The organism is Croceivirga sp. JEA036 (assembly GCF_011882165.1).
Lineage (GTDB): Bacteria > Bacteroidota > Bacteroidia > Flavobacteriales > Flavobacteriaceae > Croceivirga.
Map to the genome: position 1 here is coordinate 71,015 of NZ_JAATON010000005.1, position 21,904 is coordinate 92,918.

At 35.9% G+C, this 21,904-nt stretch carries 24 protein-coding genes and 1 other RNA gene; 8 read left to right on the forward strand and 17 right to left on the reverse strand.

What is annotated here, in order from left to right:
• Positions 1-50 precede the first annotated feature (50 nt).
• The 6 genes from HCO57_RS13375 to HCO57_RS13395 form a co-directional block, all read right to left on the reverse strand.
• On the reverse strand, positions 51-275 hold the full coding sequence (locus HCO57_RS13375; protein WP_010520089.1) for a DUF2795 domain-containing protein: 225 nt from the start codon (positions 273-275) through the stop codon (positions 51-53).
• A 122-nt stretch (positions 276-397) separates the two neighbouring features.
• Positions 398-958: a cob(I)yrinic acid a,c-diamide adenosyltransferase gene (locus HCO57_RS13380; protein WP_167989443.1), complete on the reverse strand. Its 561-nt coding sequence runs from the start codon at positions 956-958 to the stop codon at positions 398-400.
• Between the two features lie 36 nt (positions 959-994).
• Positions 995-1,129, reverse strand: coding sequence for a hypothetical protein (locus HCO57_RS16755; protein ID WP_255578253.1), 135 nt, complete (start codon positions 1,127-1,129; stop codon positions 995-997).
• Positions 1,130-1,152: 23 nt separating this feature from the next.
• Positions 1,153-1,647, reverse strand: a complete 495-nt coding sequence (locus tag HCO57_RS13385; protein ID WP_167989444.1) for a hypothetical protein — start codon at positions 1,645-1,647, stop codon at positions 1,153-1,155.
• Entirely contained in the window at positions 1,647-3,524 is a 1,878-nt protein-coding gene (locus tag HCO57_RS13390; RefSeq protein WP_167989445.1) for an ABC-F family ATP-binding cassette domain-containing protein, read from the reverse strand. The genes HCO57_RS13385 and HCO57_RS13390 overlap by 1 nt, the downstream gene beginning before the upstream one ends.
• A 6-nt stretch (positions 3,525-3,530) precedes the next feature.
• Positions 3,531-4,700, reverse strand: coding sequence for a DUF4105 domain-containing protein (locus tag HCO57_RS13395; protein WP_167989446.1), 1,170 nt, complete (start codon positions 4,698-4,700; stop codon positions 3,531-3,533).
• A gap of 99 nt (positions 4,701-4,799) precedes the next feature.
• Between HCO57_RS13395 and HCO57_RS13400 the strand changes: the two genes are divergently transcribed.
• Positions 4,800-5,528 carry a CDP-alcohol phosphatidyltransferase family protein gene (locus HCO57_RS13400; RefSeq protein WP_167989447.1) on the forward strand — a complete coding sequence of 243 codons (729 nt, stop codon included), beginning with the start codon at positions 4,800-4,802 and terminating at the stop codon, positions 5,526-5,528.
• Here the strand turns inward: HCO57_RS13400 and lptB are convergent.
• Genes lptB through HCO57_RS13420 form a run of 4 tightly spaced genes read right to left on the reverse strand, consistent with a single transcriptional unit; the run spans position 5,525 to position 8,467 of the window.
• Positions 5,525-6,265 carry an LPS export ABC transporter ATP-binding protein gene (lptB, locus tag HCO57_RS13405; RefSeq protein ID WP_136950912.1) on the reverse strand — a complete coding sequence of 247 codons (741 nt, stop codon included), beginning with the start codon at positions 6,263-6,265 and terminating at the stop codon, positions 5,525-5,527. The two genes, HCO57_RS13400 and lptB, sit on opposite strands and share 4 nt — an antisense overlap.
• Before the next feature lie 57 nt (positions 6,266-6,322).
• Positions 6,323-6,673 (reverse strand): carboxymuconolactone decarboxylase family protein, encoded by a 351-nt coding sequence (locus tag HCO57_RS13410; protein WP_136950913.1) that lies wholly within the window; start codon positions 6,671-6,673, stop codon positions 6,323-6,325.
• Positions 6,666-7,502: a twin-arginine translocase subunit TatC gene (gene tatC, locus HCO57_RS13415; RefSeq protein WP_136950914.1), complete on the reverse strand. Its 837-nt coding sequence runs from the start codon at positions 7,500-7,502 to the stop codon at positions 6,666-6,668. Before tatC ends, HCO57_RS13410 begins: the two co-directional genes overlap by 8 nt.
• Positions 7,502-8,467: an SIS domain-containing protein gene (locus HCO57_RS13420; protein WP_167989448.1), complete on the reverse strand. Its 966-nt coding sequence runs from the start codon at positions 8,465-8,467 to the stop codon at positions 7,502-7,504. Before HCO57_RS13420 ends, tatC begins: the two co-directional genes overlap by 1 nt.
• A 176-nt stretch (positions 8,468-8,643) precedes the next feature.
• Here HCO57_RS13420 and HCO57_RS13425 point away from each other — a divergent pair, with 176 nt between their 5' ends.
• Positions 8,644-10,845, forward strand: coding sequence for an ATP-dependent DNA helicase RecQ (locus HCO57_RS13425; RefSeq protein WP_167989449.1), 2,202 nt, complete (start codon positions 8,644-8,646; stop codon positions 10,843-10,845).
• Positions 10,846-10,924: 79 nt separating this feature from the next.
• Here the strand turns inward: HCO57_RS13425 and HCO57_RS13430 are convergent, their stop codons facing one another.
• Positions 10,925-11,263: a CCC motif membrane protein gene (locus HCO57_RS13430; protein WP_136950917.1), complete on the reverse strand. Its 339-nt coding sequence runs from the start codon at positions 11,261-11,263 to the stop codon at positions 10,925-10,927.
• Between the two features lie 10 nt (positions 11,264-11,273).
• Positions 11,274-11,570 (reverse strand): DUF2752 domain-containing protein, encoded by a 297-nt coding sequence (locus tag HCO57_RS13435; RefSeq protein ID WP_136950918.1) that lies wholly within the window; start codon positions 11,568-11,570, stop codon positions 11,274-11,276.
• Positions 11,571-11,657: 87 nt separating this feature from the next.
• Here HCO57_RS13435 and HCO57_RS13440 point away from each other — a divergent pair, with 87 nt between their 5' ends.
• Entirely contained in the window at positions 11,658-12,194 is a 537-nt protein-coding gene (locus tag HCO57_RS13440) for a Smr/MutS family protein (RefSeq protein WP_136950919.1), read from the forward strand.
• On the opposite strand, the gene HCO57_RS13445 is transcribed toward HCO57_RS13440, so the two are convergent.
• The gene (locus HCO57_RS13445; RefSeq protein WP_136950920.1) at positions 12,191-12,694 is read right to left on the reverse strand and encodes a hypothetical protein; all 504 of its coding nucleotides are present in this window, start codon (positions 12,692-12,694) and stop codon (positions 12,191-12,193) included. The two genes, HCO57_RS13440 and HCO57_RS13445, sit on opposite strands and share 4 nt — an antisense overlap.
• Positions 12,695-12,802: 108 nt before the next feature.
• On the opposite strand from HCO57_RS13445, the gene HCO57_RS13450 reads away from it, so the two are divergent.
• Positions 12,803-13,951, forward strand: a complete 1,149-nt coding sequence (locus HCO57_RS13450) for a cysteine desulfurase family protein (RefSeq protein ID WP_167989450.1) — start codon at positions 12,803-12,805, stop codon at positions 13,949-13,951.
• On the opposite strand, the gene HCO57_RS13455 is transcribed toward HCO57_RS13450, so the two are convergent.
• From HCO57_RS13455 to HCO57_RS13465, 3 genes are read right to left on the reverse strand one after another with little or no spacing between them, the layout of a single operon-like run.
• Positions 13,948-14,598: a hypothetical protein gene (locus HCO57_RS13455; protein WP_136950922.1), complete on the reverse strand. Its 651-nt coding sequence runs from the start codon at positions 14,596-14,598 to the stop codon at positions 13,948-13,950. The two genes, HCO57_RS13450 and HCO57_RS13455, sit on opposite strands and share 4 nt — an antisense overlap.
• Positions 14,599-14,605: 7 nt before the next feature.
• Positions 14,606-17,107 carry a carboxypeptidase regulatory-like domain-containing protein gene (locus HCO57_RS13460; protein ID WP_245167600.1) on the reverse strand — a complete coding sequence of 834 codons (2,502 nt, stop codon included), beginning with the start codon at positions 17,105-17,107 and terminating at the stop codon, positions 14,606-14,608.
• On the reverse strand, positions 17,082-18,773 hold the full coding sequence (locus HCO57_RS13465) for a M23 family metallopeptidase (RefSeq protein ID WP_167989452.1): 1,692 nt from the start codon (positions 18,771-18,773) through the stop codon (positions 17,082-17,084). The genes HCO57_RS13460 and HCO57_RS13465 overlap by 26 nt, the downstream gene beginning before the upstream one ends.
• A gap of 158 nt (positions 18,774-18,931) precedes the next feature.
• Here HCO57_RS13465 and HCO57_RS13470 point away from each other — a divergent pair, with 158 nt between their 5' ends.
• The 4 genes from HCO57_RS13470 to rny all read left to right on the forward strand — a co-directional run bounded on the left by HCO57_RS13470 (position 18,932) and on the right by rny (position 21,328).
• Entirely contained in the window at positions 18,932-19,225 is a 294-nt protein-coding gene (locus HCO57_RS13470) for a hypothetical protein (RefSeq protein WP_136950925.1), read from the forward strand.
• 14 nt (positions 19,226-19,239) lie between these two features.
• On the forward strand, positions 19,240-19,536 hold the full coding sequence (locus HCO57_RS13475) for a cell division protein ZapA (RefSeq protein WP_136951082.1): 297 nt from the start codon (positions 19,240-19,242) through the stop codon (positions 19,534-19,536).
• A 54-nt stretch (positions 19,537-19,590) separates the two neighbouring features.
• Positions 19,591-19,699: non-coding RNA, 6S RNA (ssrS, locus tag HCO57_RS13480), on the forward strand.
• Positions 19,700-19,756: 57 nt separating this feature from the next.
• Complete coding sequence (gene rny, locus HCO57_RS13485) at positions 19,757-21,328, forward strand: ribonuclease Y (RefSeq protein WP_167989453.1); 1,572 nt, start codon at positions 19,757-19,759, stop codon at positions 21,326-21,328.
• A gap of 35 nt (positions 21,329-21,363) precedes the next feature.
• On the opposite strand, the gene HCO57_RS13490 is transcribed toward rny, so the two are convergent.
• Positions 21,364-21,858: a hypothetical protein gene (locus HCO57_RS13490; protein ID WP_209066171.1), complete on the reverse strand. Its 495-nt coding sequence runs from the start codon at positions 21,856-21,858 to the stop codon at positions 21,364-21,366.
• Positions 21,859-21,904 lie beyond the last annotated feature (46 nt).

The following is a 21,904-nucleotide window of genomic DNA, read 5'->3' on the forward strand; positions in this document are numbered from 1 at the left end:
AAAAAAGCCTCTAAAAGAGACTTTTTATTGAGTTGTTTTACTAAAGGATGTTAATACTCATCCTCATTCCATAAGTAATCTTCTTCGGTTGGGTAGTCTGGCCAAATCTCTTCTATGGATTCATATATCTCTCCACCTTCTTCTTCCATAGATTGTAGGTTTTCTACAACCTCTAAAGGGGCTCCTGTTCTAATAGCGTAATCTATAAGCTCATCTTTAGATGCTGGCCAAGGTGCATCACTTAAATAAGAAGCCAATTCTAAAGTCCAATACATAGCAATGGTCTGATTTTAAAATTTTTGCAAAAATAATTTTTAAACCCTAAGTTCCAAGGATTTTCCAATTTAATTAAAGATTATTTTTAACATTTCAAAATTGAAACGGTAAAATTCTCAATTTATTGGTCGACTTTGGTCGGAATCCATTTCACCTCTTCGGCTTTTAATTCTTTTGACAACATCCGTGCCAACACAAATAAATAATCTGATAAACGATTTACATAAGCTAAAACGGTCTCTGGAACCGCTTGTTCTTCGTTTAAATAAGATATCATCCGTTCTGCACGTCTACATACCGTACGTGCAATATGACAGTATGACACTGTAGTATGGCCGCCAGGTAATATAAAGTGTGTCATTTCTGGCAATTCATCATTCATTCGGTCCATTTCCTGCTCTAAAACGGCAATATCTTCTGCGCTTATTCTTGGAATTTTAAGCCGATTATCTTTATTGGGCTCGGTAGCTAATATGGCTCCTAAGGTAAATAGTTGGTGTTGTAACTGTGCTAAAAAATCCTTGTAAAACGTAGGTATTTCTTGGTCTCTTATAAGCCCTAGATACGAATTAAGCTCATCAATTGTTCCGTAACTTTCTATTCTAATATGGTGCTTAGGCACTCGTTTTCCTGTAAATAGAGCGGTGGTAGCCTTGTCACCTGTTTTAGTATAAATTTTCATGCAATTCTTTTCAGTTGTCAAAATGTTTCTCTTCAACTAGTTATCAAACCTACGTTTATCATCCATGAACTTTCTAGATTTTCTATTGCGTTGGTTCCGCTTGTTGTTAAAAAGGATAATAAAATACACCAAGGCTAAACCTCCTAGAATAAAATATATGGTGTTGTTCATCTTTTTGTTTTAAAATTAAGGCATTAAATTCTTATCGTGAAATGCTCTTTCTCTTGCTCTTTGCGGATAAATAAAATTCCGCACCAGAAAGCATCAATACTAACTGTAATATCTTTTGTGTTAATAAGTTGTTTCCAATCCCTTTTATTAGTTTTAAAAAGATTTGTAATAACAAAAACAGTGTCATTATGAATTTCTCCTATTTCCATAAGGAAATCAAAATTGATTTGAGGTAATTCTTCTACAAAAACCAAATCATAAGGGGGGCTGCCAAAAATTACATGTGGGTAGCATGCAGCTATTTCCTTTTTAAATTCTGCATGACCGTGCCAGAGGACATGCTTAATATTGAAATAGGGTATACTTTTTAAGACTAAATTTTTTGTTCTATTGTAATGTCTTCTCGGTCTTTTATACAAGCACTTAGTGAGTAAATTATATACAAACGGACTATGTACGCCATGCTGGTTGGTAGACTTTACCAAGAAACTTAAATATGTGATAAAGTTAGCAATCATTAGCCTTCTAAAATAGAAGAAAGGTGAAACCACCGCTCTGTTTTGGCTTCAATTTCAGCTTCTACTTCTCCTAATTCAATAGATAGCGATGTAATTTGCTCCCCATCTAAAGTATCGTCTGTAAATTTTTGCTGTAGTTCTTCTTTTTTCTTTTCTAGTTTCTGAATTTCTTTTTCTAAGTTTTTGTACTCCTTTTGTTCCATGTAGGTTAACGTAGGGGTATCTTCTTTAGTTTTCCAGTTGGCTTTTTCAGAGGCTACATTGTTTTCTCTTTTTTCTTCTCTTGCTTCTTGCAAGCGGCTACTCTCATACACCCTATAATCCGTATAATTGCCAGGGAAATCTTCTATTAAACCATCGCCTTTAAAAACAAATAAGTGATCCACTATTTTGTCCATAAAGTAGCGGTCGTGAGATACCACAATTAAACAGCCCGGAAAATCTAGAAGAAAGCTTTCTAAAACGTTTAAAGTGACAATGTCTAAATCGTTGGTAGGCTCATCTAAAATTAAGAAGTTGGGATTTTGAATTAATACGGTACACAGATATAATCTTTTACGTTCTCCTCCGCTTAACTTTTCTACAAAATCATATTGTTTTTTACGGTCAAAAAGAAAGCGTTCTAACAATTGCTGCGCAGAAATTTGTCTACCTTTTTTAAGTGGAATATAGTCGCCAAACTCTCTAATAACATCAATTACTTTTTGGCCTTCTTTAATTGTAATTCCTTTTTGAGTATAATAGCCAAACTTAACTGTTTCTCCTACTACAATTTTACCGGCGTCTAACTTTTCGCCCCCTGTTAGTACATTTAAAAAAGTAGATTTTCCTGTTCCATTTTTGCCAATAATGCCAACACGCTCCCCTTTAGTAAAACTGTAATCAAATTTTTGAAGCATTACCTTATCTCCAAAACTTTTGGTAAGATTGTGTAGTTCTACAATCTTGCTGCCCAAACGTTCCATATTGAGTTCTAATTGCACCTCGTGCTCCTTTCTACGCTGGTGTGCTAAAGATTTTATTTTGTAAAAATCGTCTATTCTAGATTTAGATTTAGTAGTACGGGCTTTAGGCTGTCTCCGCATCCAATCTAACTCTTTCTTAAACAAAGATTTATTTTTATGTTGTTCTACGGCTTCTCTTTCTAGGCGCTCTCCTCGCTTTTCTAAATAATAACTGTAATTACCCTTATAACTGTATAATTGATTGTTGTCTAGCTCTATAATCTCATTACATACACGTTCTAAAAAATAGCGGTCGTGCGTTACCATAAAAAGCGTAATGTTCTCTTTTCTAAAAAACTCCTCTAACCACTCAATCATTTCTAAATCTAGGTGGTTGGTGGGCTCATCTAAAATTAGGAGTTCTGGTTTATTAATTAGGGCGTTAGCAAGAGCTAAACGTTTTTTTTGCCCGCCAGAGAGCACTTTTACTTTTACATCTAAATCGGTAAGGTTTAATTTAAATAATATTTGCTTGTATTGGGTTTCAAAATCCCAAGCATGGTGGCGCTCCATAGCATCGAACGCTTTTTGATATTGCTCTTGGTCTTCTGGGTTGGCAATGGCCTCTTCATAAGCCGCTATTACGGTAAGGATTTCGTTTCCAGATGCAAAGATGGTTTGTTCAATGGTTAGTTCCGGGTTTAAATCTGGCTCTTGTTCTAAAAAAGAAACTTTAATTCCTTTTCTGGTATTTATTTGTCCTGTTTCTGAGGTGTCTTTGCCAGATAAGATGCGTAAGATAGAAGTTTTTCCACTGCCGTTTTTGGCAATTAATGCAATTTTCTGGTCCTTATTTATACCAAAAGAGATATCAGAAAACAAAACTACCTCGCCATAGCTTTTAGAAATGTTTTCTACCGTCATTAAATTCATCTTACCCTATTTTATTTTATTGTAAAGGAACAAATATCGGATGGATAATGCTGCCATCAAAAATAGATTTAGAGGTGATATGGCGTGGATGCCAAAAATCCACAAAAGCATCATAATTACAATTCCGCCTAGAGCTACCAATAAATAAGTTTTTAGCCATTTTGGAAACCCAGCAGATTTGCTAACTGTAAAGGCCATATAAGTGTTAAATGGTAAAAGCCAAATAAAATTTAGATTAAAACGTGTAACCTCATGGTCAGTAGCTAACCATAGTAATAGAATAAAACAGCCTGCGAAACCACTTAAAAAGAACAAGCTAAAATCTAATATTTTGCTTCTAAACCCATGCTTTCTGTCCAAATAGGTTATGGCAATAACTAATCCTAAAAGAATTAGAAACCAAAACATAGGCGTAGTGATAAAAATGCTACCCTTTTTCACTTCTGGGTACTCTAAAACCGTGCGCTCCCTTTTAACTATAGGTTGGTCATCTATAGTGGTGTTTTTTAATTGTTCATGGGCGTAATACGGTAAAAACATTTGTTCTATCGCACTTGCTTTACGGTCAGTAATACCGCCAAAAGCTAAATCTATCCCAAAAGCGCCCCATGAGTTAATGGGTATAAACTCGTGGACTAAATTTCTAAAGGTTTTTTGTTCAGTAAGGTGATGGTCTTTAAAAGTTATGCGACTGCCAAATTGATTTTTAAGGACGACCCCAGTAATGCTAGAGCAATTGTTAAATAGAGGGTCATATAAATATTCTCTGTTCTCTGGCAGATAATTCTGTTCAAAAAACTGAAACATCTCATTTGTTTCTTTTGGTGTTAAATTCAAGATTTGCTCCTTTACCCATCGCTTATCAAGTTCATATTCGTACAAGAAGCGGTCAAAGCTCCGTCTACTAAGGGAGTAAATTAATTTCCCTTTTGTGAAATTAAGGTAAAAATTAGGCCTATTAAAATCGAACGTGCCATAATTGTAAATTACATCAATACCTTGTGCAGGGTCCTGTACTCTAAAAGCAGAATGTCCAAAGGAGTAATACAAAACATCACCCGCTCCACAAGTCATTACGCTAATTGTAGCCTTGTCAGACAAGGTAATTTGCTGTGCAAATGTCCATTTAAAACTCAGTAAGCACAACAGTATAAGGAGGTAGAAAGTTCTTTTCATAATCTGATATGCGCAAATATCCATATAATTGTTAATTGTTAAAAAAGTACAGTGCTTATATGCTTGTTTTTTAGCTTATTTTTACCAAAACACTAATAGATGAAACAATACATTCCTAATTTAATTACGCTTCTTAATCTTTTTTGCGGTTGTGTTGCCATACTCTTTGCTGTAAAGAATCAGTTAGATTTGGCTGCTGCATTTGTGGTTTTAGGAATTTTATTTGATTTTTTTGATGGATTTGCAGCACGATTGTTAAATGTTTCTAGTGAAATAGGAGTGCAGTTAGATTCTCTAGCTGATATGGTAACGAGTGGCGTAGTCCCAGGAATCGTAATGTATCAACTACTAAGTATGGCTCAGGTGGGGGGCTGGAATGTAGATGTATTTGGAGTGCACTCATCTGTAGCTCTTTTGCCTCTCTTTGGTTTTGTAATTACATTGGCATCTGCCTACCGTTTAGCTAATTTTAATGTGGATGAGAATCAAGTTTCTTCTTTTATAGGCCTGCCAACACCTGCTAATACTTTGATGGTATTGTCTTTACCATTAATTTTGCTATTTCAGCATAATGATACTTTGAATTCTATCATTTTAAATCAATGGTTTTTGTTAGGTTTTACTGTTCTCAGTGCCTATTTGCTAAATGCGAAGATTGTATTATTTGCATTAAAGTTTAAGAACTGGGATTTTAAAGAGAATGGTGTAAAATATCTGTTTTTGATTGGGAGTTTGATTCTCTTGCTTACCCTAAAATATTTAGCAATACCCATAGTGATATTGCTTTATATAGGGCTGTCTTTAGTTTCTAAAAAGGAAGGGGTTTAGAATTCTAGCTTCTTTTTACGTAGTTCAAAGTTTTGACCCAAATACACTTTACGTACCATTTCGTCTTGTGCCAAATCTTCTGGAATACCTGCTTTCAAGATTCCACCTTCAAACATCAAATAAGAACGCTCTGTAATGGCTAACGTTTCTTGTACGTTGTGGTCTGTGATAAGAATACCTATATTCTTATTTTTTAGCTGCGCTACAATCCGCTGAATATCTTCTACGGCTACAGGGTCTACACCAGCAAAAGGCTCATCTAACAAGATGAATTTTGGGTCTGTAGCCAAGGCTCTTGCAATTTCGGTTCGTCTACGTTCCCCACCAGACAGCAAGTCACCTCGGTTTTTACGTATATGCCCAAGGCTAAATTCATCTATCAAAGACTCCATCTTCATGTGCTGTTCTTTTTTAGAAAGATTGGTAGTTTGCAACACACTTAAAATGTTATCTTCTATACTTAGTTTTCTAAAAACAGAAGCTTCTTGCGCCAAATATCCTATACCGTTTTGTGCACGCTTATACATGGGAAACTCGGTTATCTCCATGTCGTTTAAAAATATCTTTCCACCATTGGGTTTAATAAGCCCAACAATCATGTAAAAAGAGGTGGTTTTACCAGCGCCGTTTGGGCCTAGAAGACCAATAATTTCGCCTTGTTTTACTTCTAAAGATATACCTTTCACTACCTTTCGGCCGCGATAGGATTTCATAATATTGTCTGCGCGTAGAATCATAATGGATAGTCAAAGCTAACCAAACCAACTGAAATGCCTAGTAGGTTTGTGAAAAAATTAGTTCTCGTTTTCTTCCAAAGCTTCCCAATACTCGTAGGCCCTTCTTAAGTGTGGAATTACAATGGTGCCGCCAACTAAAGTTGCTATACCTAAAGTTTCCATTACTTCTTCTTTAGTTGCTCCGTTTTCCTTAGAACTTTCTAAATGGTATTTAACGCAATCATCACAGCGTAATACTGCTGATGCCACTAACCCTAAAAGCTCTTTGGTTTTAATGTCTAATGCCCCTGGCATAAAAGCGTTGGTGTCTAGATTAAAAATCCGTTTGATTAATTTATTGTTATCACCTAGAATTTTATCATTCATTTTTGCCCTGTAGGCATTAAATTCTTCTACTTGATTAGCCATTTTTTGCTGCTTTTTCTTTTTTAAGGTCGCGCTTAATTACCACGCCTGAAATATAAATACTTACTTGATATAAAATAAGAACTGGTATGGCCACCACTATTTGGCTGGCTACATCTGGAGGTGTAATAACTGCAGAAAGTATAAGAACCACAACCAGTGCTATTTTACGGTATTTCTTGAGAGTTTCTGGAGTAACTAGTCCAATTTTAGTTAGGAAAAAGATAATTATGGGGAGCTCAAACATTATACCACATGCAATAACAGATGCTCTTACAGTAGAGATAAAAGAACTAATGTCTATCTCATTAGTAACCTCTTTACTAACTTGGTACGTTCCTAAAAAATTTATAGACAAGGGAGCAACTACGTAGTACCCAAATAAAACCCCAAGAAAGAATAAAAAGGAGGCAACAAATATGAAGCCTTTACTGTATTTGCGTTCTTTCTCGTACAATCCAGGACTTATAAATTTCCATAGTTCATATAACAAATAGGGAAAGCCAAGAATAAATCCAGCCCATATAGATGTCCAAATATGCGCGGAAAACTGCCCTGCCATTGTTCTGTTTTGTATGGAGAAAGGGAGCGACTCTCCACAAAACTCAGAATCAATACCAAAGGTAGTCGCTATTTTGCAAAAGAATTTATAGGTGGGGAAGTCCATTTTTTTAGGACCAAAAATGACGGTGTCAAAGATAAAATCTTTCATAACAAATGCTACACAGCCAATGATAACAATGGCTAATGTGGAGCGTATTAAGTGCCATCTTAGTTCTTCTAAGTGGTCAAGGAAAGACATTTCGTTAGGGTCCTTTGCTACTTTTGCCATTAGGTTATTCCTTCGTTTATAAGATTATGAATGTGTATAACACCCTTGTACTCGTTATCTTGTACTACTAAAAGCTGAGAAATTCCGTGTTGCTTTAAGAGTTCCATGGCTTTTACTGCTAAGATATCAGCTTCTATAGTTTTAGGAGCTCTGGTCATAATATCTTTTGCGGTTAGGGTGCTTATATTATCGTGTTTATTTAACATCCTACGGATATCACCATCGGTCACCACACCAACAACCTCCTTGTTTTCCATTACGGCTGTTACCCCTAACATTTTCTTAGAGATTTCTACAATAACCTCTTTAACGCTAGCATCTGCCGCTACTATAGGTTTTTCATTAGTCTCTACGATGTCTGCTACCCGCAAATACAAGCGTTTGCCTAAAGAACCTCCTGGGTGGTATTTAGCAAAATCTTCTTTACCAAATTCTCTCAATTCTAGCAAGCAAATGGCCAGTGCATCTCCCATAACCAATTGCGCGGTTGTACTTGTGGTTGGTGCTAAATTGTTTGGGCAAGCCTCTTTTTCTACATAGGTGTTCAAAACAAAATCTGCCTGTTTAGCTAGAACTGATTCTGCGTTACCGGTTAAACCAATTAAAGTATTGCCGCCTCTTTTTATAAGAGGAATGAGCATCTTAATTTCCTCCGTATTGCCACTTTTAGATAGGCAAATAACCACATCATTATTCTGTATGGTACCAAGGTCTCCATGTATAGCATCGGCAGCATGCATAAATATAGAAGGTGTACCTGTAGAATTTAAAGTTGCTACTATTTTAGAGGCAATGAGCGCGCTTTTACCTACGCCAGAAATAACTACCCTTCCCTTACTATTAAAAATGGCAGTAACGGCACCTTCAAATTGTGTATCTAAAAAGGGAATTAAATCAAGTATGGCTTTGCCCTCGTTCTCTATAGTTTTGCGGGCAATTTCTAGAATTGCTTTGTTAGCGTTCAATGTTGTTGTGCTATTATGGGTTGTAATCTAAAAGAATGTATTATCTTTAATTTTACAAAATTAAACAAAGAAATCTGTATAGTTTATATAAAAAGGACGCTTGGATAAAAACTATGACCAAATCCTCTCATCTTGACCAACTTAATTGTTTGTCCTTTTTAAACTGAAATTAGAGAATGAGTGCTATTGCAATGGAATTACAGAACGCATTAAAGAAGTATTTTGGTTTTTCACAGTTTAAAGGACTTCAAGAACAAGTAATCACCAATATTTTAGAAGATAAAGACACGTTTGTAATAATGCCTACAGGTGGTGGTAAATCGCTTTGCTATCAATTACCTGCATTAATGCAAGATGGAACGGCAATTGTGGTTTCTCCTTTAATCGCCTTAATGAAAAATCAGGTCGATGCTATAAGAGGGGTGTCATCAGAACAAGGTATTGCCCATGTATTAAATTCGTCTTTAACTAAAACAGAAATTAAACAGGTTAAGAATGATATATCCTCAGGGGTTACAAAATTACTGTATGTAGCTCCAGAAAGCTTAACCAAAGATGAGAACATAGCGTTTTTACGTAGCGTTCAATTATCTTTTGTTGCGGTGGATGAAGCACATTGTATCTCTGAATGGGGACATGATTTTAGACCGGAATATAGAAACTTAAGGAGTATAATTTCTAGATTAGGAGATAATATTCCTATCATAGGGCTTACTGCAACGGCAACGCCAAAAGTGCAAGAAGACATCATTAAAAACTTAGGGATGGTAGATGCTAAAGTGTTTAAAGCATCTTTTAATCGTCCTAATTTGTTTTACGAAGTACGCCCTAAAACTAAAACAGTAGATGCAGATATAATTCGTTTTATTAAGCAAAACGAAGGCAAATCTGGGATTGTATATTGTCTTAGTAGAAAACGCGTAGAGGAGTTAGCGCAAGTATTGCAAGTAAACGGTATAAGCGCAGTGCCCTATCATGCGGGGTTTGATGCTAAAACTAGAGCCAAATACCAAGACATGTTTTTGATGGAAGATGTAGATGTTGTGGTGGCTACTATTGCCTTTGGTATGGGTATAGACAAGCCTGATGTTCGTTTTGTCATTCATCATGATATTCCTAAAAGTATAGAGAGTTACTACCAAGAAACAGGTAGAGCGGGTAGAGATGGTGGCGAAGGCCATTGTTTGGCATACTATGCGTACAAAGATGTGGAAAAACTAGAAAAATTCATGTCCGGGAAGCCTGTAGCGGAGCAAGAAATTGGTCATGCTTTATTACAAGAGATAGTTGCCTATGCAGAGACTTCCATGTCTAGAAGAAAATTCATTTTACATTATTTTGGAGAAGAGTTTGATGAGGTGAATGGGGAAGGAGCAGACATGGATGATAATGCTCGCAATCCCAAACCAAAAGAGGAGGCCCAAGATAATGTGCTAAAACTTTTACGTACAGTATCAGAAACAAATGAAAAGTTCAAAACTAAAGAGATTGTAAAAACCCTAGTGGGGAAAACTAATGCACTAATAACATCTCATAAAACCAATGAACGGGAGGTTTTTGGTATAGGTGCTGATAGAGAAATTGGCTATTGGATGGCGCTCACCAGGCAAGTATTAGTTGCAGGCTATCTAAAAAAAGAAATAGAACGGTACGGCGTATTGGGAGTTACTAAAGAGGGTAAGGATTTTATGCAAAATCCTAGCTCTTTTATGATGACCTTGGATCATGAATATTCTGAGGCGGTCAATGATAACATCATTACAGCAGGCAAAGGAGCTGGTGCTAGTACGGACGAAAATCTTTTAAAACTGTTAAAGGATTTACGCAAAAAAGAAGCAAAAAAGAATGATGTACCACCATTCGTTGTGTTTCAAGACCCTTCCTTAGAAGATATGGCACTTAAATATCCTATTTCTATGGAAGAATTACTCAATATCCACGGAGTAGGAGAAGGTAAGGCTAAAAAATATGGGAAACCGTTTGTTACCTTGATTAATAACTATGTGACGGAGAATGATATTGTTAGGCCAGAAGATTTAGTGGTGAAAAGCACTGGAGCCAATTCTGGATTGAAACTATACATCATACAAAATGTAGATAGAAAATTACCCTTAGATGATATCGCTTCTGCAAAGGGATTAGAGTTGCCCGAATTGATTAAAGAAATGGAACAGATTGTCTTTAGTGGTACCAAGCTTAATTTAGGCTATTGGATAGATGAGATTTTAGACGAAGACCAACAAGAAGAAATTCACGATTACTTTTTAGAAGCGGAAACCGATAGTATTTCCGCAGCTATGGAGGAGTTTGATGGAGACTATGAAGACGAAGAACTGCGTTTATATCGCCTTAAATTTATAAGCGAAGTAGCGAACTAGTTTATAATGGAGAATTATCAATATCAAAAAAAGCCCTTGAATTTGTTCAAGGGCTTTTTATTATGAGAAAATTGAAATTTTAATCTAATTCAATTCCTAATTGCTCATAAACTTCTCTCTGTTGTTCCATATAGCCTTCCCAGCCGCCAGCAGATATAATTTGGAAAATGCCTAATCCAAGAACTAGAATGCCTAAAACCAAGCCTACAATTGCCAATATTCTGGCTGTATTTACTTGACTATAGTTAGAATATTGTTCAGGAGCAAGTGCATATGTCTTTTTATCTTTATTAGCTAATACTAGTGCTATAGCAGAAAGGATAATACCACCAATACCAGCACTAAAACAGCAGCATAGATAGCCAAAAATGCTAAGTACGATAGAAATGGTTGCATTAGGTAACTTTTGTTGTTCCATAAGAAATTGTTTAATGTAAAAGTTTGATTATATAGTTGATTATTATTAACCCTACAGTAGCGAAACTAAAAATATTGATAAGCAAGGTTACATTTTTTTTGGGACTTAACTTGCTAAAAATGAATAAACCTAATAGCGGAATTAAGGTGTATATCGCCGGATACATAAAAAAAGCATCTATAAATTCACCTCTAAGCAATAGTGCAATAGATCGTTGCAATCCACAGCCAGGACACTCTATCCCAAAGAGCTTTTTATTCATACATGGTAGCATGAATTTTTCTAAGGAGGCATGTAATGCTAACATAGAATTTAAGTTTCGGTTTTAATCAGGTTCAAATTACTATTATTTTTGAACTAGAAAACAGATAAGGTTAAAATTGTTTTAACAAATATGTTTAAAAAAGGAGATTCGGTAGAGGTGTTAGACGAGCCCATTAAAGGTAACGTCATCGCTATCAATAATAATCAAATTACAATAGAAACCGAAGATGGTTTTCCATTAACTTTTTCTGCTAAGCAATTGGTTAAAGTGGCTGGGGAAATTAAAGTAAGTAATTTTGAGGCTTTTCAAGTCCAAAAACAAAAAGACCGCCCACAGAAAAAGCGCAAACCTGTTGTTAAGCCAAAGGAACGTAATGCTCCTAAAATGGAGGTAGACTTACATATACACCAACTTACCAAATCTGTAAGGGACCTAACTAATTTTGATATGTTGAACCTTCAGTTAGATACTGCAAAACGTCAGTTAGAATTTGCAATCAACAAACGCATACAAAAAGTTGTCTTTATCCATGGAGTGGGAGAGGGCGTATTAAAAGAGGAGTTACACTATCTATTTGGCAGGTATAGCAATGTGTCTTATTACGATGCCGACTACAAAAAATACGGCCTCGGAGCCACGGAAGTATATATTAGCCAAAATGGTTAATTACTCGTAGTGGTAATTACGCCAAACTCATTGATAGTTAAATCTGTAATTCGCTCTTTGTTATCATTTTCTAATGTGATGCCTTGTAATTGAATCGTATGCTCAAAGGTAGTCTCATCTACAGCAACAGTGGTAATTAAGACCTGACCATCAGAAGCTTCTATCTCTTCTGTTACTGTTGGTGTGGCAGGCGGAAAATCTGAGCAGAAGTATGCGCTAGTCACATTATCAGAAAATATTCGGTAGGTTAATTGGGAACCGCTAGTGCCAATGTTACTGGTTATGGTACTTGAGCTAGCTTCGTTTTTTAGTAAACCGCTTGCTAATTTTAATATAAGGGCTTGGTCGTCATTTAGTTTAAAAAATAGCGTTGTACTTGTGGTAAGTGTACCACAATTTTGTGGGTCAACACTATCAAAATCAATGGTTTCTATTTGTAAATCGCCGTCGCTGCAGGCTATAAAGCTGCCCAAGGCCAAAAGTAAAAGTACTCGTTTCATGTTTTCAAATTTAAAGCAAATACATTTTATGCCGCAGGGCAAGCACATCAAATTTAGAAGTAATTAACAGAAGAATGGCTAATTTTGCTTTTTAGAAAATACGGATAGATGCAACAGGTTTACTTAGATAATGCGGCCACAACCCAAGTAAGACAAGAGGTTATTGTTAAAATGCAAGAAGCTTTAGCGACTGTTTACGGCAATCCTTCTTCTATACATAGTTTTGGTAGGTCTGCTAAAACAGTTGTAGAAAAAGCAAGAAAGACCATTGCTAAGTATATAAATGCACACCCTGCAGAAGTTATTTTTACATCTGGTGGTACAGAGGCGGATAATATGATATTACGTTGCGCTGTAAGGGATTTAAATGTTGAAACTATAATTACCTCTAAAATAGAGCATCACGCCGTGTTGCATACGGTAGAAGAATTGGCTAAGGAATACCAAGTAAAATTACATTTTGTGCAAATAGATGCTTATGGTAATCCAGATTTAAACCATTTAGAATCTTTGTTAGCTAAAGATGAGACTAAAAAGTTGGTTAGTTTAATGCATGTAAATAACGAAATAGGGAATCTGTTAGATTTGCATGCAGTTGGTAATTTGTGTCAAAAATATGATGCACTATTCCATTCAGACACGGTACAATCTTTAGGTCATTATCCTTGGAACTTTAAAGAAACACCTATTCATTTTTTAACCGCTGCAGCTCATAAATTTCATGGGCCAAAGGGTATTGGTTTTGCTGTAATTAAGAGAAATTCTGGGTTAAAGCCACTACTATTTGGTGGTTCTCAAGAGCGTGGCTTTAGAGCAGGAACGGAGTCCTTTCATAATATTGTTGGGCTAGAAGAAGCATTTACCATTTCTTACAACTCGTTGGCAGAAGAAATGGCCTACGTTAAAGATTTAAAGGCACATTTTATTAATGGTTTAAAAAGAGAATTGCCAGGGGTGGCTTTTAATGGCTATTCTGCAGATATGGATAAAAGTACCTATACTTTAGTCAATGTTAGGTTACCGTTTAATGAGCAAAAGTCTTTAATGCTTCTATTTCATCTAGATTTAAAAGGGATTGCTTGCTCCAAAGGTAGTGCATGCCAATCGGGGAGTGATTTAGGGTCTCATGTATTGACTGAGATTTTACCAGAGGAAGAACTTAAAAAGCCGTCGGTTAGATTCTCTTTTTCTAAATACAATACTAAAGAAGAGTTAGATTATACCATTAGTATACTTAAAGAATTTGCCAATAGCTAGTTATTCTTTCTACGTTTCTTTTCTTTATCATATGGAAACTTTCTAGAAGCTGCTTTCATCATTTTGTCAATTAACTCGGTTGTGTTTTTTCCAGTTTTTTTTGTGATGGCCTTTTCGTATTTCCAAAGTAGTTTTCCAGTATCGCCATCTGCAATTTTAATGCCGATACGACCGTAATTGGCATCACCTCTAAAATAATCAAAGAAGCTAAACTCTGTAGATACGCCCTTAGAAAGTAAAACATTAAGGTCTAAGCTACCACTGATAATACCATCTACACCCAATATTTTGGACAGCTCTTTAGTGCTATACACATCTAAATTAGTGTAATCTATACCCTTTTCTTTTAAAATACGGTTGGTTTCCTTGGTTTCTTGAAAATCTACATTAAATTTCTTTTTCTTTTTGCGAATAGAAAAATATGTTTCTAAAGCATTTTGCACAGCATACGCTTCTCTTTCAGTAAGCGATTTTAATTCTTCTCCTGGACTTTGTTCTAGCTCTAATTGCGTGATAAAAGGTAAAATGGCTAGTATTTGGTGGTCATCCGTAAGGTCGTCAAAAGAAGCGCTCTCATAAATATTTTTCTGTGCATCAACTGTAAAACCTAGAAAAAGTAAACTAACTAAAAGTAAATATCGAATCATGAGTTCATTAAAAACGCATATTCATTTTTAAATTGAATAAGCGAGAGGTTAAAAAATTGGGTACCGCAATTTGATTTTGGCTTTCTACATCTCTAACCCATGTATTTGTAATGCTATTTTGATTGTTAAAGAGGTTAAAAATTTCAAAACCTACATCTAACTCTTTAAAAACGGCCAACCAATGGTTTTTAGGTCTGTTAGAATTTCCGTCCGCTAAAATATAGGAAATTCCTAAATCCACCCGTCTATAGTCTCTTAATCTACGTTGAAACTCATAAGGATCTTCATAGTTAGGCGAGCCACCTGGCACTCCTGTATTATAAATAAGATTCAGGTATAATTTTAAATTGGGTATTGTAGGCATATAATCTTGGAATAACACTCCAAATTTTAATCGCTGGTCGGTTGGCCTAGCAATATAGCCACGGTTGTTCCAATTTTCTTCTGTTTTTAAATATCCTACGCTCACCCAAGAATCTGCGCCAGGAACAAAGGTGCCGTTTAATCTTAAGTCCACACCGTACGCGTACGCCTTTGCAATATTAGCCGCAGCATAGCGGATGCGTACATCTTCTATAGTATAAGGGTTTACGTTATTTAAGTGTTTATAATAAGCTTCACTAATCAATGTAAAAGGACGAGAAAACCACTGAAAGGAATACTCATTACCTATAACTAGGTGTGTTGAGCGTTGTTCCTGTACAGAAGGCTGCACTATGCCTCTAAAGTTTCGCATTTCTCTATAAAATGGAGGTTGTTTATAACTCCCTACAGCAATTCTAAATAAGGCATCTTGTTCCCAGTTTGGTTTTATAGAAAACTGGGCTCTTGGACTAAAAAAAAGATGTGAGTTATTGTTGCCATTCTCCACACGAGAGTTCCAATAATGACCACGAATGCCAAGGTTGTAATAAATGTCATGGTTGCCCCATTGCGTTCTATTTTCCCATTGTAAATAAGCACTTAAACGGTCTGTCTTAACGTAATTTAGGGCTGCTACCTGTTCAAAAGGGATTATGGCGCCGGTAAATGGTTCTTCTGGCTGGTTATTAGGTATTGCCGTATTTGGAGGTCTTAAAGAAAAACCTGCAGAATCTAAGAAAGTCGCCTCTTGTAGCTGGTCTCTAAAATCTTCTAAACTAAATTTTACACCCCATCTAAATTGTTGGCTATCATTTTTAATTATCCCTTTATGTTCTAAATTTAAAATCAGGGCATCCAATTCGTTCCTAGCTCTACTTAGTTGAGCGCCTATACTTCTTGCATTTACTGCTTGTCCAAAATCAGTAGTCCCCAAATTATTTGCCACTTCACCAATTTGGTAGGCCGCAATAACATCAGATAGTTCACTCTCATTAGTATGGTAGGCACTGGCAATAACATCTAATTTTACATTGTCTTTTGGTAAAATACTTGCTTTTAGGGCTCCAAATTCAGTTTGGTATTGTGTTTTTTCTTTTCCATCATAATAAACAATTAAAGCCTTGGGCTCATTTATGGTGCCAAAATTAGTTTGCCTAGCTATAGGCGTATTGGTGTAATTGTTAAGTGCTACATGCCCCAAAACATTAAAAGAAAGAGTGGGGCTCACTTTAAAAATAAATTGAGATTGAGCATCTAAAAATCGAGGTCTTACTGTAGTTTGCGTTTGTTGACTATTTACAAAAAGGCTATTATCTCTGTAGCGTACGCCAGTGATACTGCTTACATTTTTGTTTTTAGAAATCGTTTCTAAAGTACTGCCGAATCCAAGAAAGCTAGCATTGGCCGTAACTGAAAATTGAGTTGGCCTCTTATAGGTTATGTCCAGTACAGAAGACAAGCGGTCACCATGTTTGGCTTGGAAACCACCTGCAGAAAAATCTACCTTAGAAACCATTTGTGGATTTATAATACTAAGACCTTCTTGTTGCGCAGACCGAATTAAAAAGGGACGATATACCTCTATTCCGTTAATATATATAAGGTTTTCATCAAAGTTGCCACCTCTTACATTGTATTGTGTGCTGAGTTCGTTGTTAAAATAAACTCCAGGAAGTAGTTTTAGTATGTTTTCTACTCCGGCGTTGGCAGCAGGAATTTTACGTACAAGTTCTGGAGCTATGGAGGTAATACCTTTTGTAATCCTATCTCCTGTGGGGCTTACCTCTACATTCGCCATTTGTATGGCATCTGCACGTAACACGGGATTAAATTCAAACGTTTCATTCGTGTTTAAAACCAAATTATTTACGGTAATTGTTTTAAAACCAATGTGTGTAAAAGTCAGTTGTAGGTTTTTATCTGCTATAACCTCTAATAAGTAACTGCCATCGCTGTTGGTTACCGTGCCATAGGGAATAGCGGTAATGTTAACGCCAGCTATGGGTTGTTGTGCTTCATCTAAAACAATACCTGTTATCACTGCGTTTTGAGCAAGAGACAAGGGAAGGGAGCAAAAGAAAACTAATAGAATTAGTAGGCCCCGATTGGTAATTTGTGCGCTATTTTCTAAAGAAAGTTTGTTCAAGTGTGGTAGTATTACCAACATTATCGGTTACCGTAACTTTTAAATTGCATTCGGTCTTATCCATAATCTTATCATCAAAAGTGTAGGTTATGGTTCGGGTCTTTGGCTCATATTCCATTAGAATCCATTCGCCATTAATTGTTGCATTGTAACTGTTTATGCCACTTAAATCATCAGCAATGGTTAAGCTTAAATAACGATAATTAGTTAACCATTGTTTCGCTTTAAAATTTTTAGGCGTAATAACTGGTGGTGTTGTATCTTTTGCTATTGTATAAGTGCCAAACGTTCTAGTTCTAGCCGTAAATGTGTTGCCTCGTTTATACGTTTTGGTGTAACTCGGGGTTTGGTCACTATCTTTTAGTCTGGCTATGAATAGTTGTTTTCTTTCTTCAGCAGGGAATGCGGAAGCATCAAAACTTATGGTAAAGTTTCTGTGTGCAGCGACCGTGTTATCATGAATGCCAACCGTATCTTTTCCTTTTTTTAGGTCGATGTAAAAATCGTTGTAAAACGTATTCTCAGGAAAAAAAACCTTAGCAGCACCAAGGTCAAAGCTATTGGGCTTATTGGCTAAGATATAATTATCAGTTTTTTCCACTTTTTTAGGGCTCTTAATGGCTTCTTTAGCTCCTTTGACAGGAATAATTAATTTGGTTTTATTTCCTTTATAATCTGCTAAAAGGATTTCCACATTATAGGATAACCCTTGCTCAATAATAATCTTACCGTCTAAGTATAGCTGTTTATATATGCTTAACTTATTATAGGGTTCTTTAAATAATTTCTGAATTCGTTGACGGTGTTTACCAAAATGTTTGTAATCTATTAACGTATTGATGTAGCGCGATTCCGCAAAAGAAAAGGTTTCAAAATCAAACTCAGAGTATACTTTTCCGTTTACAATTTGTTTTACAGAATAAACACCATTTTTATTTGCGGCCATATCTAAACGGTCAAATCCATTAACTCCAAAACCAATGGTGCCTAAAGCAGTAACTTCATCCGCCAAAAAACTACCATCTTTTTGTTTGGTAAAATTAATTTGTAACTGATTCTCACTTCCGTTTATATGAGCATTTTCTAAAGGATAACCATATAGCCCAAGTAAGGTGGGGTTGGTTGCATCCCTTACTTCGTAACCATATAACAACGGATTGGTGGGTTTTTCTGTAACACTGCTACGGATTTCAAAATGAAGATGAGGACCACCAGAGCTCCCCGAGTTTCCGGAATATGCAATTACATCACCTTGTTTTATTTTTAATTCACCATAATCAGGAAATACCTCTACCTCATAAGACTTTTTCTGGTATTGTATTTTTTTAATATACGCTTCTATTTCTGGACTAAATTTCTGTAAATGTGCATAGACAGAGGTATATCCATTAGGGTGTGCAACATATAGTGCTTTACCATATCCCCAATGAGATATTTTTATGCGGGTTACCGTTCCATCTGCAATGCCGTAAATTGGTAAGCCTTCCCTTAACTGAGTTTTAATATCTATCCCTGCATGAAAATGATTGGAGCGTAACTCGCCAAATGTACCAGCCAAAATTATAGGTATATCCATGGGAGACCTAAAGACATCTTGTGGATATTTTGTTTGTGCCAATGAGCTAAAAACGGATAAAAATAATACACAGATTAAGGGTATGCGCATAGCAAGGAAAAGTATTTAGGCACTAAAGTAACTATTCGCTCTCAATATAAAAAGCAGGGAAAATGTTAAGAAAGTGAAAATGTAAGAATAATGTAAAAACTATTGTAAGGTATTTTTAGGATAGTTAACTTTGTTTGAATACGCATTGCAATTTGCATATGGCCGAACTTATTGAAATAGTTGATGCTTTAGAAAACAGAATGAGCAAAGTGTTGCACAAATTAGAAGTGTTGCAGCAGCATAATTTAAGTTTAACCCAGGAGGTTAACCGTTTAAAAGGGCAACAACAGGTAGACAAAGAGGCTTTAGAGGCTTGGGAAGAAAAGTACAATTCCTTAAAACTCGCAAATTCTATGCTGGGTAGTAATACAACAAATAAAACAGAAGCAAAGCTCAAGATAAATACACTGATACGCGAAATTGATAGCTGTATAGCACAATTAGCGGAATAGTGGAGAAGGATAATATGGGGGAAAAGCTAAAAATAAAGCTTTCCATTGCGGATAGGGTCTATCCATTGACCATTGACCCTAAACAAGAGGAAGGTTTAAGAAAGGCGGCCAAAAACATAGATATGTTGGCCAAAAAATTTGAGCAAAACTATGCGGTTCGTGACAAGCAAGATGTGCTTGCCATGTGTGCATTACAGTTTGCCTCCAAAATTGAGCAAGGAGATATACAAGAAGCAGAAAGCGTTAAAGAGGCAAAAGAGAGATTAAAAGCCTTAGACCAATTGGTCCGCACTAAGCTTGGCGTAGAATAAGTTCTTTTAAATAGAAAATTGTTACTGCCCACATTGGTACTATTTTTTTGACAAACTCAACACTAATACAATTAAAAAGGGTGAGTTTGGATTGTAAAGGCATGCCTTCTTTGTCAAGGATCCCTGATCAGTCTGGTAGCCCTAAACCTGTTAATAGGAGTTTGTACAAAACTTCTTGGCTAATGTGGGCTTTTTTTTTTAAATCAAACTAAATATAGAGATGGATATTACAATTATTTCAATTGTAGCGGTGATTATAGGATTAGCAATAGGTTTTGGTATTGCTAAGATGTTAGAGAAGGGAAAGGCTACTAAGACAATCGCAAATGCGAAAAAAGAAGCAGAAAAAATACTTAAAGATGCCCAGAAGGAGGGCGAAAACATAAAAAAGGATAAGATTTTCCAGGCAAAGGAAAAATTTTTAGAGCTGAAAGCGGAGCACGAGAAAGTTATAATAAACAAGGATAAGAAGATTGCAGAAGCAGAAAAACGTACTAGAGACAAAGAATCTCAAGTGGGTAGTGAATTGGCTAAAAACAAAAGGTTAAAAGATCAACTAGATGCTGAACTAAAAGACCTTGAGCACAAAACCGACATTCTAGAAAAGAAAAAAGCAGAGGTAGACCGTTTGCATAAAAGTCAAGTACAACAATTAGAAGTTATTTCTGGATTGTCTGCAGATGAGGCTAAAGCACAATTATTAGAGTCTTTAAAAGAAACTGCAAAATCTGATGCCATGGCATTTATGCAAAGTACCATGGAAGAAGCTAAACTTACTGCACAACAAGAAGCGCGTAAGATTGTAATTAATACTATACAGCGTATTGGTACAGAGGAGGCTGTGGAAAACTGTGTCTCTGTATTCAACCTAGAGTCAGATGATGTTAAAGGTAGAATTATTGGTAGAGAAGGTAGAAACATACGGGCTATAGAGGCGGCAACAGGAGTAGAGATAATTGTTGATGATACGCCGGAGGCTATCATTCTTTCCTGTTTTGATTCGGTAAGGAGAGAAGTAGCACGTTTGTCTTTGCACCGTTTGGTAACCGATGGAAGAATACACCCAGCGCGTATAGAAGAAATAGTAAAGAAAACAGAGAAGCAGATTAATGAAGAGATTGCTGAAATTGGTAAGCGTACGGTTATCGATTTGGGAATACACGGTTTGCATCCAGAACTTATAAAAGCGGTCGGTCGTATGAAGTACCGTTCTTCTTACGGTCAGAATCTATTACAACACTCGAGAGAGGTGGCAAAATTATGTGGTGTAATGGCTTCAGAATTGGGTGTTAATCCTAAACTAGCTAAACGTGCAGGTTTATTGCATGATATAGGTAAAGTTCCAAATTCTGAAGTGGATGTAGAAACACCACACGCAATTTTGGGAATGCAGTGGGCAGAAAAGTATGGAGAAAAGAAAGACGTTTGTAATGCCATTGGGGCTCACCATGATGAGATAGAGATGACTAGCTTAATATCACCTATTGTTCAAGTGTGTGATGCTATTAGTGGAGCAAGACCAGGGGCTAGAAGACAAGTGTTAGATTCTTATATACAAAGATTAAAGGACCTTGAGGATATTGCTTTTGGTTTTGGTGGTGTACAAAAGGCATATGCTATACAAGCAGGTAGAGAGTTACGTGTTATTGTAGAGAGTGAAAAAGTTAATGATGATCAAGCAGCAGAATTATCTTTTAATATCTCTCAAAAAATACAAACGGATATGACCTATCCTGGACAGGTTAAGGTAACGGTTATACGAGAAACACGCTCTGTTAACGTTGCTAAATAATATGTAAAGCCCCGAAATTACTTCGGGGCTTTTTATTATAACTTCTCGGTAATTAATTTACTCCATTTTTTTGCTAAATCAAATTCACCATTAGGTTGAATTTTTTCATTTAAATTAAAAAATTCTAATAGCAGTGGTGGTTCTCCTTCTGCTTTTGCATAAAGCTTAAGTCCTAAGGAATTAATTGTTGCTATCCTTTTACTACCTTGTTTTGTGTTTATATAAGTGTCATAGAACTCACATTTGCGGTATAATTCCAAATCTATTGTTCTTTGTTCATTATTCTTGATGAAAAAGAGAATTTTGTCGTGTGCATCTAGCCCTATGGCCATATCTAACAATATGTCTTTTTCTACAATAGTAGCGTGTATTGGAGTAGCCATTGCAGCTAAACCTAGGGTTAATTTTTTACCATTTTTATTACTCATCTTGCTTAACCAAACAATAGGAGATAAGGATACGATAAGTAGTAGTACCCCTATTAAGGTATTGTAATAGTCCATGATTAATATGTATTTTATGTGATACATGCGTTTAACTACCTAATAGTTAGCGCCTTTAAAACTTAGTTGTAAA

Excerpts from the sequence above, each read along its gene's own strand:
- HCO57_RS13385 (WP_167989444.1), bottom strand. The coding sequence starts at position 1,647 with ATGATTGCTAACTTTATCACATATTTAAGTTTCTTGGTAAAGTCTACC.
- rny (WP_167989453.1), top strand. The coding sequence starts at position 19,757 with ATGGATATTACAATTATTTCAATTGTAGCGGTGATTATAGGATTAGCA.
- HCO57_RS13445 (WP_136950920.1), bottom strand. The coding sequence starts at position 12,694 with ATGAAACGAGTACTTTTACTTTTGGCCTTGGGCAGCTTTATAGCCTGC.
- HCO57_RS13440 (WP_136950919.1), top strand. The coding sequence starts at position 11,658 with ATGTTTAAAAAAGGAGATTCGGTAGAGGTGTTAGACGAGCCCATTAAA.
- lptB (WP_136950912.1), bottom strand. The coding sequence starts at position 6,265 with ATGATTCTACGCGCAGACAATATTATGAAATCCTATCGCGGCCGAAAG.
- HCO57_RS16755 (WP_255578253.1), bottom strand. The coding sequence starts at position 1,129 with ATGAACAACACCATATATTTTATTCTAGGAGGTTTAGCCTTGGTGTAT.
- HCO57_RS13390 (WP_167989445.1), bottom strand. The coding sequence starts at position 3,524 with ATGAATTTAATGACGGTAGAAAACATTTCTAAAAGCTATGGCGAGGTA.
- HCO57_RS13380 (WP_167989443.1), bottom strand. The coding sequence starts at position 958 with ATGAAAATTTATACTAAAACAGGTGACAAGGCTACCACCGCTCTATTT.
- HCO57_RS13450 (WP_167989450.1), top strand. The coding sequence starts at position 12,803 with ATGCAACAGGTTTACTTAGATAATGCGGCCACAACCCAAGTAAGACAA.
- HCO57_RS13490 (WP_209066171.1), bottom strand. The coding sequence starts at position 21,858 with ATGTATCACATAAAATACATATTAATCATGGACTATTACAATACCTTA.
- HCO57_RS13470 (WP_136950925.1), top strand. The coding sequence starts at position 18,932 with ATGGCCGAACTTATTGAAATAGTTGATGCTTTAGAAAACAGAATGAGC.
- HCO57_RS13375 (WP_010520089.1), bottom strand. The coding sequence starts at position 275 with ATGTATTGGACTTTAGAATTGGCTTCTTATTTAAGTGATGCACCTTGG.
- HCO57_RS13465 (WP_167989452.1), bottom strand. The coding sequence starts at position 18,773 with ATGCGCATACCCTTAATCTGTGTATTATTTTTATCCGTTTTTAGCTCA.
- HCO57_RS13430 (WP_136950917.1), bottom strand. The coding sequence starts at position 11,263 with ATGGAACAACAAAAGTTACCTAATGCAACCATTTCTATCGTACTTAGC.
- HCO57_RS13425 (WP_167989449.1), top strand. The coding sequence starts at position 8,644 with ATGAGTGCTATTGCAATGGAATTACAGAACGCATTAAAGAAGTATTTT.
- HCO57_RS13395 (WP_167989446.1), bottom strand. The coding sequence starts at position 4,700 with ATGAAAAGAACTTTCTACCTCCTTATACTGTTGTGCTTACTGAGTTTT.
- HCO57_RS13410 (WP_136950913.1), bottom strand. The coding sequence starts at position 6,673 with ATGGCTAATCAAGTAGAAGAATTTAATGCCTACAGGGCAAAAATGAAT.
- HCO57_RS13435 (WP_136950918.1), bottom strand. The coding sequence starts at position 11,570 with ATGTTAGCATTACATGCCTCCTTAGAAAAATTCATGCTACCATGTATG.
- HCO57_RS13400 (WP_167989447.1), top strand. The coding sequence starts at position 4,800 with ATGAAACAATACATTCCTAATTTAATTACGCTTCTTAATCTTTTTTGC.
- HCO57_RS13475 (WP_136951082.1), top strand. The coding sequence starts at position 19,240 with ATGGGGGAAAAGCTAAAAATAAAGCTTTCCATTGCGGATAGGGTCTAT.
- tatC (WP_136950914.1), bottom strand. The coding sequence starts at position 7,502 with ATGGCAAAAGTAGCAAAGGACCCTAACGAAATGTCTTTCCTTGACCAC.
- HCO57_RS13455 (WP_136950922.1), bottom strand. The coding sequence starts at position 14,598 with ATGATTCGATATTTACTTTTAGTTAGTTTACTTTTTCTAGGTTTTACA.